At 73.5% G+C, this 14,353-nt stretch carries 14 protein-coding genes; 6 read left to right on the top strand and 8 right to left on the bottom strand.

The window, feature by feature from the left end:
* Positions 1-189: 189 nt before the first annotated feature.
* Positions 190-1,233 carry an SGNH/GDSL hydrolase family protein gene (locus tag LN251_RS10510; protein WP_458244198.1) on the bottom strand — a complete coding sequence of 348 codons (1,044 nt, stop codon included), beginning with the start codon at positions 1,231-1,233 and terminating at the stop codon, positions 190-192.
* A 160-nt stretch (positions 1,234-1,393) separates the two neighbouring features.
* Between LN251_RS10510 and LN251_RS10505 the strand changes: the two genes are divergently transcribed.
* Positions 1,394-2,782, top strand: a complete 1,389-nt coding sequence (locus LN251_RS10505; RefSeq protein ID WP_458244197.1) for a cystathionine beta-synthase — start codon at positions 1,394-1,396, stop codon at positions 2,780-2,782.
* Between the two features lie 327 nt (positions 2,783-3,109).
* Here LN251_RS10505 and LN251_RS10500 read toward each other — a convergent pair whose 3' ends face one another.
* Positions 3,110-3,934, bottom strand: coding sequence for a helix-turn-helix transcriptional regulator (locus LN251_RS10500; RefSeq protein WP_458244196.1), 825 nt, complete (start codon positions 3,932-3,934; stop codon positions 3,110-3,112).
* A gap of 146 nt (positions 3,935-4,080) precedes the next feature.
* Here LN251_RS10500 and LN251_RS10495 point away from each other — a divergent pair, with 146 nt between their 5' ends.
* Positions 4,081-4,842 carry an SDR family oxidoreductase gene (locus tag LN251_RS10495; RefSeq protein ID WP_458244195.1) on the top strand — a complete coding sequence of 254 codons (762 nt, stop codon included), beginning with the start codon at positions 4,081-4,083 and terminating at the stop codon, positions 4,840-4,842.
* A gap of 2 nt (positions 4,843-4,844) precedes the next feature.
* Here the strand turns inward: LN251_RS10495 and LN251_RS10490 are convergent, their stop codons facing one another.
* Positions 4,845-5,273 carry a hypothetical protein gene (locus LN251_RS10490; protein ID WP_458246691.1) on the bottom strand — a complete coding sequence of 143 codons (429 nt, stop codon included), beginning with the start codon at positions 5,271-5,273 and terminating at the stop codon, positions 4,845-4,847.
* A gap of 220 nt (positions 5,274-5,493) precedes the next feature.
* On the opposite strand from LN251_RS10490, the gene LN251_RS10485 reads away from it, so the two are divergent.
* From LN251_RS10485 to LN251_RS10475, 3 genes are all read left to right on the top strand, one after another.
* Positions 5,494-6,984 (top strand): aromatic amino acid ammonia-lyase, encoded by a 1,491-nt coding sequence (locus tag LN251_RS10485; RefSeq protein ID WP_458244194.1) that lies wholly within the window; start codon positions 5,494-5,496, stop codon positions 6,982-6,984.
* Complete coding sequence (locus LN251_RS10480) at positions 6,981-7,841, top strand: MurR/RpiR family transcriptional regulator (RefSeq protein ID WP_458244193.1); 861 nt, start codon at positions 6,981-6,983, stop codon at positions 7,839-7,841. Before LN251_RS10485 ends, LN251_RS10480 begins: the two co-directional genes overlap by 4 nt.
* Before the next feature lie 123 nt (positions 7,842-7,964).
* Positions 7,965-8,558: a hypothetical protein gene (locus LN251_RS10475; protein ID WP_458244192.1), complete on the top strand. Its 594-nt coding sequence runs from the start codon at positions 7,965-7,967 to the stop codon at positions 8,556-8,558.
* A gap of 12 nt (positions 8,559-8,570) precedes the next feature.
* Here LN251_RS10475 and LN251_RS10470 read toward each other — a convergent pair whose 3' ends face one another.
* The 5 genes from LN251_RS10470 to LN251_RS10450 form a co-directional block, all read right to left on the bottom strand.
* Positions 8,571-8,945: a hypothetical protein gene (locus tag LN251_RS10470; protein ID WP_458244191.1), complete on the bottom strand. Its 375-nt coding sequence runs from the start codon at positions 8,943-8,945 to the stop codon at positions 8,571-8,573.
* A 22-nt stretch (positions 8,946-8,967) separates the two neighbouring features.
* Positions 8,968-9,477 (bottom strand): roadblock/LC7 domain-containing protein, encoded by a 510-nt coding sequence (locus LN251_RS10465; protein WP_458244190.1) that lies wholly within the window; start codon positions 9,475-9,477, stop codon positions 8,968-8,970.
* Between the two features lie 22 nt (positions 9,478-9,499).
* The gene (locus LN251_RS10460; protein WP_458244189.1) at positions 9,500-10,516 is read right to left on the bottom strand and encodes a hypothetical protein; all 1,017 of its coding nucleotides are present in this window, start codon (positions 10,514-10,516) and stop codon (positions 9,500-9,502) included.
* The gene (locus LN251_RS10455) at positions 10,513-10,920 is read right to left on the bottom strand and encodes a hypothetical protein (RefSeq protein ID WP_058924913.1); all 408 of its coding nucleotides are present in this window, start codon (positions 10,918-10,920) and stop codon (positions 10,513-10,515) included. The genes LN251_RS10460 and LN251_RS10455 overlap by 4 nt, the downstream gene beginning before the upstream one ends.
* A gap of 170 nt (positions 10,921-11,090) precedes the next feature.
* Positions 11,091-12,494: a diaminopimelate decarboxylase gene (locus LN251_RS10450; protein ID WP_458244188.1), complete on the bottom strand. Its 1,404-nt coding sequence runs from the start codon at positions 12,492-12,494 to the stop codon at positions 11,091-11,093.
* 130 nt (positions 12,495-12,624) lie between these two features.
* Between LN251_RS10450 and hutU the strand changes: the two genes are divergently transcribed.
* Positions 12,625-14,289, top strand: coding sequence for a urocanate hydratase (gene hutU, locus LN251_RS10445; RefSeq protein ID WP_458244187.1), 1,665 nt, complete (start codon positions 12,625-12,627; stop codon positions 14,287-14,289).
* The last annotated feature ends 64 nt before the right edge of the window (positions 14,290-14,353 follow it).

The following is a 14,353-nucleotide window of genomic DNA, read 5'->3' as shown; positions in this document are numbered from 1 at the left end:
GGCAGGGCTGGTTGGGAAGTTACCCGTACGTATGACCAGGGTCACGGGTGTGGCGGTGTGACCCTGGCCGCAATTTTCTAAGCGCTTGCTTGGGCCTCCGGCGGTGGGCCGGGTGACGGTGCGGGTGGGTGGGGGTGCGGGGTCTGGGGGCTGCGCCCCCAGACCCCCCTGTCGGCCCGGGCCTCGTCCTCAAACGCCGGACGGGCTGGAGGGGGCCGGTGCGGGTTCGGAGGGTGTCGGCTCTGCCACCCTGCGCCTGCGCCTGCGCTTGAGCAAGGCCCAGGGGCCGCGCGGGCCCGTCGGCATCGCCGCCGCGACCTCCGTGCCGGGCTCGGAGGCGGCCTCCGCGGCCGCCCGTGCCACCGGCAGGAAGCCCTCGCGTCGTGCCGCGTCCGGGCGCTCCTCGTCGGCCGGCCACAGGGCCAGGGCCGCGCAGACCGTCGGGAGGACGGCCATGGCCGCCGTGGCGTAGCCCTCCGCCGAGGGGTGGTAGTTGTCGGGGCCGAACAGCTCGCGCGGGTTGGCCTCGAACTCCGGGCCCAGCAGGTCGCCCAGCGACACCGTGCGGCCGCCCTGCTCCACCACGCCGATCGTCTGGGCCGCCGCCAGCTGACGGGAGGCCCGGCGGGCCAGCCACCGCAGCGGCTGCTGGACCGGTTCGATCGTGCCGAGGTCGGGGCAGGTGCCGACCACCACCTCCGCGCCCGCCGTGCGCAGCCGGCGGACCGCCGCCGCCAGGTACCGGACGGAGCGGGTCGGCGGCATCCGGTGGGTGACGTCGTTCGCGCCGATCATGATCACGCAGACGTCCGGCAACCGGGCGGGGTTGGCGAGAACCAGGGCCACCTGCCGCTCCAGGTCGTCGGACGTGGCCCCCGGGAGGGCCACGTTGTGCAGTTCCACCGGGCGTTCCGCCACCGCCGACAGACCGGAGGCCAGCAGCGCGCCCGGCGTCTGGCCCGCCCGGTGCACGCCCTGGCCGGCGGCCGTGGAGTCACCGAGGATCGTCAGGCGCAGGGGAGGTTCGTCGGGGACGGTGTACGCCGTGCCGTACAGGCCGTCCGCCACCGGTACCCGGCCGCTGCCGCCGTTGCCCACATGGCGCTTGGCCAGCTGCACCTCCGCCAGCAGCAGACCGACCGTGGCCGCACCGGCCAGCCCGATGCCACCGCCGCCGTATGCGGCGCCGGCCGCGATCCGCCGGGCCACCCGTGCTCTCGACATGCTCGTCATGCGTCGCCGTCACCTCCTCTTAGCCGTACATCCACTCCTTGCCCCGTACAGACGGTGCGCCAATCTCAACGGGGAGTGAACGACCGTCGTGGACGGTCCACAGGTCATAGGCTGGCCGAACCACCAGGACCACTTCTTTTGCAAGCGACCGGAGACAACGGTGCGATTCCACGACTCGATGATCAGCCTCGTCGGCAACACCCCGCTCGTGAGGCTCAACAGCGTGACCAAGGGCATCAGGGCCACCGTCCTGGCCAAGGTCGAGTACTTCAACCCCGGCGGCTCGGTGAAGGACCGCATCGCCCTGCGCATGATCGAGGCGGCGGAGCAGAGCGGCGAGCTCGAGCCGGGCGGCACGATCGTGGAACCCACCAGCGGCAACACCGGCGTGGGACTGGCCATCGTGGCGCAGCAGAAGGGGTACAAGTGCATCTTCGTCTGCCCCGACAAGGTGAGCACTGACAAGATCAACGTGCTGCGTGCGTACGGCGCCGAGGTCGTCGTCTGCCCGACCGCCGTGGACCCCGAGCACCCGGACTCGTACTACAACGTCTCCGACCGCCTGGTGCGCGAGACGCCCGGCGCGTGGAAGCCCGACCAGTACTCCAACCCCAACAACCCCCTCTCCCACTACCACTCCACCGGCCCCGAGCTGTGGGAGCAGACGGAGGGGAAGATCACCCACTTCGTCGCCGGCGTCGGCACCGGCGGCACCATCTCCGGGACCGGCCGCTACCTGAAGGACGTCAGCGACGGCAAGGTGAAGGTCATCGGCGCCGACCCCGAGGGGTCCGTGTACTCCGGCGGCTCCGGGCGGCCGTACCTGGTGGAGGGCGTGGGCGAGGACTTCTGGCCCACGGCCTACGACCGGACCGTGGCCGACGAGATCGTGGCCGTCTCCGACAAGGACTCCTTCCAGATGACCCGCCGCCTGGCCAAGGAGGAGGGCCTGCTGGTCGGGGGCTCCTGCGGCATGGCGGTCGTGGCCGCGCTGCGGGTCGCCGAGCGGCTCACCGAGGACGACGTGGTGGTCGTCCTGCTGCCGGACAGCGGCCGCGGCTACCTCAGCAAGATCTTCAACGACGAGTGGATGGCCGACTACGGCTTCCTGGAAGACGAGGGCCCCAGCGCCCGCGTCGGCGACGTCCTCAACGACAAGGAGCACGGCGCCATCCCGTCCCTCGTCCACATGCACCCCGACGAGACCGTCGGCCAGGCCATCGAGGTGCTGCGCGAGTACGGTGTCTCGCAGATGCCGATCGTGAAGCCGGGCGCCGGCCACCCGGACGTGATGGCCGCCGAGGTCGTCGGCTCGGTCGTCGAGCGGGAGCTGCTGGACGCCCTGTTCACCCAGCGGGCCTCGTTGGAGGACCCGCTGGAGAAGCACATGTCCGCCCCGTTGCCCCAGGTCGGCTCCGGTGAGCCGGTCGCCGACCTGATGTCCGTGCTCGGCGCCGCGGACGCGGCGATCGTCCTCGTCGAGGGCAAGCCGACCGGTGTGGTCAGCCGGCAGGACCTGCTGGCGTTCCTCGCCAAGGGCGGGAAGTGACGGCGAACGTCCGGTGAACGGCCCGTGCCGCCGTGGGTCCTGCGGTGATCGCCCGCGTTCGCGGACTTCGCGGAAGTGGTACGAGCGTGTCACGTCCACGCAGCACACGCTTAACACGGGTCCGGCACATTGGTGGGTGTCGGCAGGGCGGGAGCGGCTCCCCGCCCCGGCCGGCACCGAACGTCCAAGGACCTCCGGAGCGGCTCCCGGACCTCCATGGACGCCGGACGCGAGGCCCGGCCCTGACCCGGTCAGCGTCCTTCGCGGGGACCGCCGTCGTCCCGCCCCCCGGCAACGGGGGTGCGGCGGTCCCCGCGCATCACTTTTCTACGCGCGTGCGCCCGCCCAGCTGCCCAGCAGAGCGAGCCTCTCCGCGGTCTCCGAACCCGGCTCGGGCGTGTAGACGACCAGCGTCTGGTCCGGGTCGGTGGGAATCGTCAGGGTCTCGTACGGCAGGGTCAGCAGGCCGGCCACCGGGTGCCGCATCCGCTTCACGCCGTACGCGCACTCCTTGACCTGGTGGTCGGCCCACAGGCGGCGGAAGTCCTCGCTCTTGACGGAGAGTTCCCCGACCAGCGCGCACAGCTCGGGGTCCTCGGGGTGCCGGCCCGCGCAGATCCGCAGGTTGGCGACGGTCTGGGCGGCCACCGCGGACCACTCCGGGTACAGCTCCCGGCTCGCCGGGTCCAGGAACACCTGCCGGGGCATGCTGCGGCCCGCCGCCGTCATGCCGCCGAAGCCGCTCAGCGCGTCGGCGAGCGCGTTCCAGGCCAGCACGTCCATGGCGGGTCCGAGGACGAACGCCGGGGTGTGCCCCATCCCGTCGAGCAGCGCCCGGATGCCGGGCCGGACCCGGGACGCGGCCCGCCGCTCGCGGTTCTTCCGCGGCCGGGCCACCGCGTACAGGTACGCGTGCTCCTCCTCGTCCAGCCGCAGTACGCGCGCGATGGCGTCCAGCACCGCGTCCGAGACGCTCGGTCCGCGTCCCTGCTCCAGCCGGATGTAGTAGTCCACGCTCACTCCGGCGAGCTGCGCCACCTCCTCGCGGCGCAGGCCCGGAACACGGCGCCGGCCGTACGAGGCCAGCCCCACCTCCTCGGGCCGGATGCGGGCACGGCGCGAGCGCAGGAAGTCTCCGAGGTCCCCGTTCATGGGTTCGAGCCTAGGGGAGGGGCGGGGCTCCAGCCTGGTTCTGCCAGACCCAGGAAAAGCGCATCCCTGGGTAGGAGCGGCCCGGCGGCGCACGGTGGTGGTCGCCGCCGGGCACGCCGGCGGCCCGACGAATCGGGGAGTGCTTCATGTCGTACGAGAACCTGGCCGGCCGTACCGCCGTCGTCACCGGGGCCGCGAGCGGGATCGGCGAGGCAGTCGCCGCGCTGCTGGCCACGCAGGGCGCGAGGGTGGCACTGCTGGCGCGGCGCCGGGAGCGGCTGGACGCCGTCGTGGAGAAGATCCGGGCGGATGGCGGGCAGGCCCTCGCCGTCGCCGCCGACGTGACCGAGGGCGCCTCGGTGGACGCGGCCGTGGAGCGGATCCATGCGGAGTACGGAGCCGTCGACCTGGTCGTGAACTCGGCGGGCGTGATGCTGCCGCACCCCGTGGACGACGGGCGCATCGACGAGTGGCAGCGGATGATCGACACGAACGTCACCGGGGTGCTGCGGATGATCCGCGCCTTCACCGGGGACCTGCTCGCCGCCGCCGGTGCCGGACGCACCGCGGACCTGGTGAACATCTCCTCGGTCGGCGCGCACCTCACCTTCCCCTCCTACGCGGTGTACGGGGCGACGAAGGCCGCGCTGACCCACCTCTCCGCCACCCTGCGCACCGAGTTGGGGCCGCGCGCCGTCCGGGTCACCAACATCGAGCCGGGACTGACGCGCACGGAGCTCGCCTCGCACATCGAGAGCGACACGCTGCGGGAGTTCGTCGACGGGATGGCGGACACGATGGGCAGCCTGTCCTCGGAGGAGGTCGCCGACGTCGTGGCCTACGTCAGCAGCCGTCCCCGGCACGTCAACCTGCGGCAGATCATGGTGCTGCCGACCCGGCAGGCGTGAGGTCAGTCCTCCCAGCGGTCGCCGTCCTTGCCCCGCCGGCGCCGCGCGCCGAACAGGGCCGGGTTGGCGCGCGCCGCCTGGAAGGCGTTGACGCCGACGATGCCCGCCCAGGTGACGAACAGTCCGGGCAGGTGGGCGATGCCGCCGCCGATCGCGGACAGCGGGATCGCCAGGACCATCGAGACCATGCCGAAGCCGAAGCGCTCGCCCCAGGAGTCCGTCGGCCTCGGCGCGCGGGCGCCCCGGGCCACGACCATCTGCTGCTCGGCCATCTGCCGGCGCACCCGCCGCTCGACCGCCCCGTCGATGCGCTGGTCGACCTTCTCCAGGAACGAGTCGACCAGCGCGGACTCGTACTCCTCGCCCAGTTCCCGGCGCGCCTGCAGGGTGGCGTTGAGTTCCTTCTTGAGCTCCGCGTCCCGCGCGTCCATCGCCGTCTCCGTCCCCATGCCTGTCATGGGAACCCACGGTAGGCAGCCACGGCGCCCACCGCACTGGGGTTAGCCCCCCTGTCCGGACGGGGGTCCGCCGGGCGGGAGGGCGCCGCCGATCTTGCGAGGTGCCCGCCTGATCGGGAACGCTGTGCCTGCATAGGGTCATGCAGGGTTCCTAGAATCTGAATATGGCGGTCCGGGTGAGGGGAGTGGGGGCGTGGCGCACACCGGTCTGGTCGTCCTCGACGGGATCGGGCTCGGCGTCGAGGACGTCGTCCGCCTCGCCGACGGCTCGGCGCGTCCCGTCGCGGGGACCGACGCCATGAAGCGGGTCACCGAGTCCTGGGACGCGGCCCGCCGGATCGCGGCGACGGGACGGGTCTACGGCCGCTCCACCGGCGTCGGCGCCAACCGCAACGAGCCCGTTCCCACCGAGGCGGCCGCCGGGCACGGGCTGCGGCTGCTGCGCAGCCACGCGGGCGCCATCGGGGACGAGCTGCCCGCCCGGCAGGTCCGGGCCATGCTCGCGGTACGCGCCAACCAGCTGCTGGCCGGCGGTGCGGGTCTGCGGCCGACGGTGGTGACGGCCCTGTGCGAGGCGCTGACGAACGGCGCGCATCCGGTCGTCAACGAGTTCGGGTCGGTCGGCACGGGGGACATCGCCGCCCTGGCCCAGGTGGGGCTCGCGCTGGCGGGGGAGCATCCGTGGCGGACGGCCGGGGAGGGCTCCGGCGCCCCCGCGGCCCAGCCCCTCGACAACAACGACGCCCTGGCCTTCATCAGCAGCAACGCCCTCACCCTCGGCCAGTCGGCGCTCGCCCTGCACGAACTGCGCGCCCTGGTGGAGGCCACCCAGGTGGTCGCCGCGCTGTCCCTGCTGGCCGTGGACGGCTCGCACGAGGCCTACGCCGCCCCCGTGCACGCCGCCCGCCCGCACCGCGGCAGCGCCGAGGTGGCCCGGCGCATGCGGTGGCTGATCGGCGCCGCCGACCGGCCCACCCCGCCGCTCGGCCGTATCCAGGACCCGTACGGCTTCCGCTGCCTGCCCCAGATCCACGGCCCGGCGCACGACGCCGCCGACGCGCTGGAGAAGGTGCTGGACGTCGAGATCAACGCGGCCGCCGAGAACCCGCTGATCTCGCCCGAGGACATGGCCGCCTACCACCACGGCGGCTTCTACCAGGCCCAGCTCGCCCTCGCCCTGGACCACTTCCGCCTCTCGCTGATGCAGGTGGCGCGGCTGTCGACCTCCCGCCTGTCCACCCTCAACGAGCCCGCTTTCACCCGCCTGCGGCCCTTCCTCGCCGACCACGAGCCGGCCGCCTCCGGCGTGATGATCCTGGAGTACGCCGCCGGCGCCGCCCTCGGCGACCTGCGTGCCTTCTGCGCCCCCGCCTCCCTCGGCCACGCTGTACTCTCCCGGGGCGTCGAGGAACAGGCCAGTTTCGCCTCGCTCGCCGCACGCCAGACACTCCGCGCCTGCCGCGCGTACCGTCTCGTCGTCGGCTGCGAACTCGTCGCCGCCGTACGGGCGTTGCGTCAGCGCGACCTGAGACCCGACCCGGAACTTCCGGTGGGACACGCGCTTCGGCTCGCCGAATCCGTACTGGCACAGGACCAGGCCGACCGGCCGCTCACGGACGACGTGACGGCGGCGGCCGCAACTCTGGACCGGTTCCCCGGTATCCGGAGGTCGAGCAAGTCATGAGCCTGGAAGGGGACATGAGCGTGATGGACAGTCCTGCGGGGCGCCTGCAGGCGCTCTTCGAGGGGCACCGGCTGACGCCGACCCAGCGGCGCATCGCGCACAGCATGGTGCGCCGGGCCGCCGACGTGCCCTTCCTGTCCAGCGTGGAGCTGGCCGAGCTGGCCGGGGTCAGCCAGCCGTCCGTGACCCGCTTCGCCGTGGCCCTCGGCTTCGACGGCTACCCGGCGCTGCGCCGGCACCTGCGCGAGGTCGCGCCCGCCGAGCAGACCCCCGAGGCCGCCGCGCACAACGCCTACCAGCAGGCCGTCGAGGCGGAGATCGAGAACCTGCGCCACCTGGCCGAACTGCTCGCCGACCCGCGCCCGGTGCGCCGGGCCGGACGCCTGCTCGCCGCCTCCCGCCCGCTGCCGGTCCTCGGGCTGCGCGCCGCCGCCTCCCAGGCCTACGGCTTCGCCTACTTCGCCGCCAAGGTCCATCCGGACGTACGGCTGCTGCACGAGGGCGGCACGATGATCCAGGACCGCATCGAGGCCGCCGTGCGCGCCGGGGCGAGCGCCCTGCTGTGTTTCGCGCTGCCCCGACACCCGCGCGAGGTCGTGGACACGCTGGCCTTCGCCCAGGAGGCCGGGCTGAGCGTCGTCACCGTCGCCGACTCGGCCTTCGCGCCCGTCGCCAGGGTGTCGGACCTGCTGCTGCCCGCCGCCGTCGGCACCGGCCTCGCCTTCGACACCGCCTGCGCGCCCATGCTGCTGGGCCGGGTGCTGCTGGAGGCGATGTGCGACGACCTGCCGGACGCGCAGGCCCGGCTGGAGGAGTTCGACGCGCGGGCGGCGGCCCGCGGGTTGTTCGTCGAATAGGTCGGCCGAGGGGCGCGTTTCGGACTCCCGCGGAGGGCGGGCGCGTTTTTCAGATTCGTCTCACCTTCACTCGTTACCCTCCCGGCCCACAGGACTGTGCCAGGACGACGAGGAGGCGGAACAGTGGCACGCGCGGATCGCAGAGCGCAGGGTCTGGCCCGGGTGGCCGTCGTCGTACGCGCCGGGGCCGCCCCGCTGTGGTGGGCCGGGGTGTTCGCGGCGGGTGTCGGGGTGCTGGTGCCCGGGATCACCGGGCGTCGGATCGGGGTGACGGCGGGGGCCGCGCTGTTCCTCGTCGCCGCGGCCGTGGTGTCGTACGGCCGCCGCGGGCGCTACACGGCCCTCGCCCGTTCGGCCGTCCGCGCGGGCCGGCACGACGTACTCCAGGACCGTGCCGTGAGCGTGCGCACCTGGCGGCGAGGGCACCGCTGGTGGGTGCTGCTCGCCTTCGTCGTCGCGCTGTGCGCCTCCCTGGCCGTGCCGGCCGCGGGCGGGATGCTCCTCGCCGGTGCCGGCACGGGCCTCAGGCTCAAGGCCGCCTGGCTGGGGCGGCGCGAACGGGCCGAGGACGCCCTGCTGTGGGTCCGGGTCGACTGGCTCTCCGCGCGCGGCGGCCGCCCGGCCGGCAAGGCGGTCAAGGCCTACCGCAGCACGGGTATCGCGGCGGGCGACGCGGCCCCGGGCGGGGCGCGGCGCCGCACCGCGGCACTCGTGTGAGCCGAGGGGACCCTAGACCTCCAGGTCCTCCTCGATCCTCCTGAGCTGGTGGCGGGCCATCGCCAGGTTGGCCCGCTTGCCGTCCAGCACCAGGTAGAGGAAGAGGCCGTTGCCGCCCCTCCCGCTGATCAGGCGGATCAGGTGGTACTGGTCGGACAGGGTGATCAGGATGTCCTCGATCTGGGCCTTGAGGCCGAGGTGCTCCATCGTGCGCATCTTCGCGCGGACGACGTCGGTGTTGCCGGCGGCGGCGACATTGAGGTCGAAGCCCTTGCTGCCCCCCATCGTGCCGAGCGCCATGCCGCTGGTGTAGTCGACGAGCGCGACGGCGGTCGCGCCCTCGATGGAGGCGAGGGCTTCCTTCAGACAGGTTTCGGTGTTGGCCATGAGTGTGTTCCTCGGTTCCCTTTCAACTTTCCGTGGTGGTACGCGCGTTGGTGGTCGTGGTGCGTGGCGCGCGCGGGGTTCTGGTCCGTACGGCGGCCGTCTTGGCCGGCGGTTTGGCGGGCTTGGTCTGCCTGGCGCGCTGGGCGGCCGGGGTGTGCTCGTCGACGACTTCGGCGATCCGGGCGGCCGACCGGCGTCCCTCCAGCAGGAGCCGGCCGACGTTCACCCGCTCCTGGGCGAGCAGGGTCAGTACGGCCGTGGCGGCGGCGGTGCCGGCCGCGAACGTCGCGACGTAGCCGTACACCCCGTGCACCAGCAGCTCGCGGACCTCGCCCTGGCCCGTCGCGTCCGCGAGCCGCACGGCGGCGGCGTGCGCGGTCGCGCTGAGCGCCGCCATGTCCTGCGGGTCGACTCCGGGGGTGTCCTGGGCGAGCACGTCGCCGTCCACCCCCATGGCGAGCGCACCGGTGAGCTGGGGCACACGGGCCCTCAACCGGCGCAACTCGTCGAGGACATGGGGGTCGGCGGCCATCCGGGGCCTCCTCTCGAACCGGTCAAAGGGCCTCCAGCGCATCTCTGAGCCTCTTCAGCAAGGTGATGTGGGGATCGGGCGGCAGCGGTTCGGTGAGGCCGGGCATCCCGTAGCCGGATGCGGGGCGGCCCGGGTCCGCCGTGCCGTACGCCGGACGGCCGCGGCTGGGCAGCGGCGGCGGCTGTCCGGGGTCCGGCGGCGGGGCCTGCTCCGGCGCCGCTCGCCCGGCATCCGGCGGCTCGGCCGTCTCGGGCGTCACGGCCGTCTCGGGCGGCTCGGGCGGCGCCGGGGCGGCCGGGCGAAGCGGGGCGAGCACCCCCGCCGCCGCCAGCCGGCGTACGTCGACCAGCGTGTGGAACGCCAGGTGGCCCAGGGCACGGGCGATGTCCGGCGCCGTGCGGACGCCGTCCGCCTGGGCCAGCACGGCGCGCTGTCGGGGGGTGAGCGCGGGCGCCGCGGGCAGGTCCGTGCGGGCCAGCGGCGCCTCGTCGGTGACCGCGTCCGGCCAGATGCGGTGCAGCAGGTCGCGGCGGCGCAGTGTCTCGCGTTCCAGGGCGGCCACGGGGACGCGGCGCACGGTGGCCCGGTGCCCGGAGGGGTGGGCGGTGCCGTAGCGGAAGCGGCCCGGGGTGGAGCTGGGGGCGAGGACGAAGTAGGCCGCGTCGTACAGCGCCGTCAGTCGGCACAGTTCGAAGGCCCCGAGGGTGAGCAGCCCGGCGTCGACCAGGCGCAGACCGGCGAGGTGCCCGGCCTGGTGGTCGTCGTCCGTCTCGCCGAGCGCCTGCCGCCAGACCTCCACGGCGAGCGTGCCGTGGGCCGTCAGGAGCGTCTCCAGGCCGGGCGCGCAGGGGCTCTCGGCGTGCACCACGAGGCCGTCGGCGAGGTGCAGCGTGCCGTGCTCGCGGAACAGGATGCCGGTGGCCCGCTCGGCGGCCAGCCGGGTCAGCATCGGAGAGACGCCGCCCCAGCCGCGCTCGGCGGCGGCGACCTTCTGGCGCACCGGCAGCCGCGGCGGCTCGGTGGTGTGGACGGCGGTCATGCCAGCACCAGCCGTTCGGCCATCTCGCCCAGCCGGATGCGGGCCATCGCCAGGTTGCCCTCGGCGCGGGCCAGCCACAGGTGCAGGAACACGCTGCCGTCGAAGGTCGCCCCCACGAACCGCAGCACGTGGTAGCTGTCCCGGTTGCTGACGATGAGGTCCTCGACCGGCGGGTCGGCGTCCGCCGCCGGTCCGGACCCGGCATCGTCGTCCGGCGCGAACGCGCGCTGCTCCGCGGCCAGCCGGGCGATCTCGGCGGCCTCCGCCGCCGCGACCTCCTGGTCGCCGCCCGGAGCCTCCCCGACGCTGCCCAGGGCCAGCCCGCTGGTCCAGTCGATCAGCGCGGCGCCCCGGGCACCGGGCAGTCGCATGGCTTCCAGCAGACACTCGTCGATTCCGGGCACCGTGGCTCCCCTCCCGCCTGGGGTTTCGGCTGAGTGACAGCGAAACTACGCAACGTGTGCGCGACGGGTGAGGGATATGGCATTTTCCGGTGGAACATGCTCCGGACGGCTAAGGTGGGTCGGCTCGCCTCGGTTTCAGGGCAGTTGAACCACGGCCACCCCGGCGCGCGTCAACGGCGGTCGGGGGCGCGCAGGGTGGTGAGGGCGCCCGCGTGCGCTCCTCCGGCCTCGGCCACGATCTCGTCCAGCCGCTGTGCCGCGCGTACGGTCGCGAAGGCCACGTCCCCCGATCCGTCCGGTGCGAAGCCGTAGATCCCGGGCCTGGCCAGGGAGTTGTAGGCGTAGTGGTGCGCGAAGTAGTACGCGCCCGTGTCCAGCGCCGCCGCGTAGTCCCCCTGCTCCAGCAGCGGCAGCGCCCGCCCCTCGGCCAGCAGGTCGCCCGCGAAGCAGGCCGGCCCGGCGACGTCCTGCACCACCGCCGGCCCCTCCTTCGGGCGCCCCTTGGCGTCGTAGGCGGCGATCCTGAGCGGCCAGGAGCCCGGCGCGTACACCGTGCGCGCCGCCACCTGCACGCCCGCGTGCGTGACCGCGACCGGCCGCCCGCCCGCGCTCTTGGCGTACTCCACCCGCGCCACCACGGTTCCGTGCTTGGCGAGCAGCGACCGCCCGAACTCGGTCACCAGGCCGTACCGCCCGTCGAACAGCCCCGGCACCGCCTCGCTCAGCAGTCGTGCGTACTGCGCGTACGTCGGCGTCGACTCGTCCGAGCCGAAGTTCACCGGCAGCCCGCCGCCGATGTCGAGCGTGTCGATCTGCGGACGCCCCAGGCTCCGGTTGATCTCCTCGGCGAGCGCGAACACCTCCGCCACGCCCTGCGCCATCAGCGACAGCGGGATGCCCTGCGATCCGGTGTGCGCGTGCAGCCGGGTCAGCCACGGCCGGTCCCGGTACGCCCGCACGACCCACTCCCGCGCTCCCTCGTCGCGCAGCCCCACGCCGAACTTCGAGGTCGCGGTGGCTGTCGAGGTCGCCCCGATCGACCCCCCGCCGACCTGCGGGTTCACCCGGATCCCAAGGGGGGAGCCGCTGTGCGCCGAGCGCATCAGGCCGTCGATCCGCGCCAGCTCCTGGGCGTTGTCGGCGTTGACGGCGATCCCCAGCGCCAGTGCCTCGCGCAGCTCCGACGGCGTCTTCGCGGGCGAGTCCAGGACGGTCAGCCGCGGCGGCACTCCCGCGGCCCGCGCCAGCGCCAGCTCGCCCGGGCTCGCCACCTCGGCGCCCAGCCCCTCCTCGCGCAGCAGCCGCACCACCGGCACCAGCGGGGTCGCCTTCACCGCGAAGGCGTGCAGCACGGGCGTGCCGGGCGCCGTCACCGCGTCGAACGCCGCGCGCAGCTCGGCCGCCGACTCGCGGATGCCCGTGACGTCCAGAAGGCCGAGGATGGGGGTGTCCGGTCCGAGGAGCCCCTGCTCCACGGCCGCCCGCACCGCGTCGTCGCGCCGCGCGGCGCCGTCCGTCCGCCCGCCGTTGTCGTAGCCCACGCCGTCCCCCGTCCTGTCGTCACCCGCGCCCATACGTCCAGCCAAACATCTGGGACGAGTCCTCGCTGCCCGCCGGTTCTCTTGACTAGTCCTATTCAGCGGGCGAGGATGTGAATAGTCGTAGTAACGGTTCGCTGCGAGCAATCCACTCAGGAGGCAGACCATGTCAGGACCCCGCCCCGTCCGAGCGCCGCGCGGTACGGAACTGAGCGCCCTGGGATGGCAGCAGGAAGCCGCCCTTCGGATGCTGCAGAACAACCTCGACCCCGAGGTCGCCGAGCACCCCGACAAGCTCGTCGTCTACGGCGGCACCGGCAAGGCCGCCCGCGACTGGCGCTCCTTCGACGCGATGGTCCGCACGCTGAGGACCCTCAAGCAGGACGAGACCATGCTGGTCCAGTCCGGCCGCCCGGTCGGCGTCATGCAGACCCACGAGTGGGCTCCGCGCGTCCTCATCGCCAACTCCAACCTCGTCGGCGACTGGGCCAACTGGGAGGAGTTCCGCCGCCTGGAGGCCCTCGGCCTGACCATGTACGGCCAGATGACCGCCGGCTCCTGGATCTACATCGGCACCCAGGGCATCCTCCAGGGCACCTACGAGACCTTCGCCGCCGTCGCCGCGAAGAAGTTCGGCGGCACCCTCGCCGGGACGATCACCCTCACCGCCGGCCTCGGCGGCATGGGCGGCGCCCAGCCGCTCGCCGTCACCATGAACGACGGCGTCGCCCTCTGCATCGACTGCGACCCGCGCGCCATCGAGCGCCGCATCGAGCACCGCTACCTGGACGTGAAGGCCGACTCCCTCGACCACGCCCTCCAGCTGGCCACCGAGGCCCGGGACGCCCGCCGCCCGCTGTCCATCGGTGTCCTCGGCAACGCCGCCGAACTGGTCCCGCAGCTGCTCGCCATGGGCGCCCCCATCGACATCGTCACCGACCAGACCTCGGCCCACGACCCGCTGGCGTACCTGCCGCTCGGCGTCGACTTCGACGACATGGCGGACGCGGCCGCCAAGGACCCGGCCGGGTTCACCACGCGCGCCCGTGAGTCGATGGCGAAGCACGTCGAGGCGATGGTCGGCTTCATGGACGCCGGCGCGGAGGTCTTCGACTACGGCAACTCCATCCGCGGCGAGGCGCAACTGGCCGGGTACGAGCGGGCGTTCGCCTTCCCTGGCTTCGTCCCCGCCTACATCCGCCCGCTGTTCTGCGAGGGCAAGGGCCCCTTCAGGTGGGCCGCGCTGTCGGGTGAGGCGTCCGACATCGCCAAGACCGACAAGGCGCTCCTGGAGCTCTTCCCGGAGAACGAGTCCCTCGCCCGCTGGATCAAGATGGCCGGGGAGCGGGTCCACTTCCAGGGCCTGCCCGCGCGCATCTGCTGGCTCGGCTACGGCGAGCGGGACAAGGCCGGCGAGCGGTTCAACGACATGGTGGCGAGCGGCGAGCTGGCGGCTCCGCTGGCCATCGGCCGCGACCACCTGGACTGCGGGTCCGTGGCCTCGCCCTACCGCGAGACCGAGGCCATGCTCGACGGCTCCGACGCCATCGCCGACTGGCCGCTGCTGAACGCCATGGTGAACGTGGCCTCCGGCGCCTCCTGGGTGTCCATCCACCACGGCGGCGGCGTGGGCATGGGCCGGTCCATCCACGCCGGTCAGGTGACGGTCGCCGACGGCACGAAGCTGGGCGGCGAGAAGATCCGCCGCGTCCTGACGAACGACCCCGGCATGGGCGTCATCCGCCACGTCGACGCCGGCTACGACATCGCCGAGACGGTCGCCGACGAGCGGGGTGTGCGGGTGCCGATGCGCGAGGGTGACGACGCGTGACAAACAGCGGCAACTCCGGGGTGCGGGCCGAGGCGGAGGGCTCGCAGCCCGGGCGGGCCGGTGC

Source organism: Streptomyces sp. MAI_2237 (genome assembly GCF_054189285.1).
Note: the sequence above shows the minus strand (reverse complement) of the source record. Positions and strands in the feature narration are given on the sequence as shown.

Excerpts from the sequence above, each read along its gene's own strand:
- LN251_RS10460 (WP_458244189.1), bottom strand. The coding sequence starts at position 10,516 with ATGACCGCCGTCCACACCACCGAGCCGCCGCGGCTGCCGGTGCGCCAG.
- LN251_RS10450 (WP_458244188.1), bottom strand. The coding sequence starts at position 12,494 with ATGGGCGCGGGTGACGACAGGACGGGGGACGGCGTGGGCTACGACAAC.
- LN251_RS10480 (WP_458244193.1), top strand. The coding sequence starts at position 6,981 with ATGAGCCTGGAAGGGGACATGAGCGTGATGGACAGTCCTGCGGGGCGC.
- LN251_RS10465 (WP_458244190.1), bottom strand. The coding sequence starts at position 9,477 with ATGGCCGCCGACCCCCATGTCCTCGACGAGTTGCGCCGGTTGAGGGCC.
- LN251_RS10490 (WP_458246691.1), bottom strand. The coding sequence starts at position 5,273 with ATGGACGCGCGGGACGCGGAGCTCAAGAAGGAACTCAACGCCACCCTG.
- LN251_RS10500 (WP_458244196.1), bottom strand. The coding sequence starts at position 3,934 with ATGAACGGGGACCTCGGAGACTTCCTGCGCTCGCGCCGTGCCCGCATC.
- hutU (WP_458244187.1), top strand. The coding sequence starts at position 12,625 with ATGTCAGGACCCCGCCCCGTCCGAGCGCCGCGCGGTACGGAACTGAGC.
- LN251_RS10470 (WP_458244191.1), bottom strand. The coding sequence starts at position 8,945 with ATGGCCAACACCGAAACCTGTCTGAAGGAAGCCCTCGCCTCCATCGAG.
- LN251_RS10495 (WP_458244195.1), top strand. The coding sequence starts at position 4,081 with ATGTCGTACGAGAACCTGGCCGGCCGTACCGCCGTCGTCACCGGGGCC.
- LN251_RS10510 (WP_458244198.1), bottom strand. The coding sequence starts at position 1,233 with ATGACGAGCATGTCGAGAGCACGGGTGGCCCGGCGGATCGCGGCCGGC.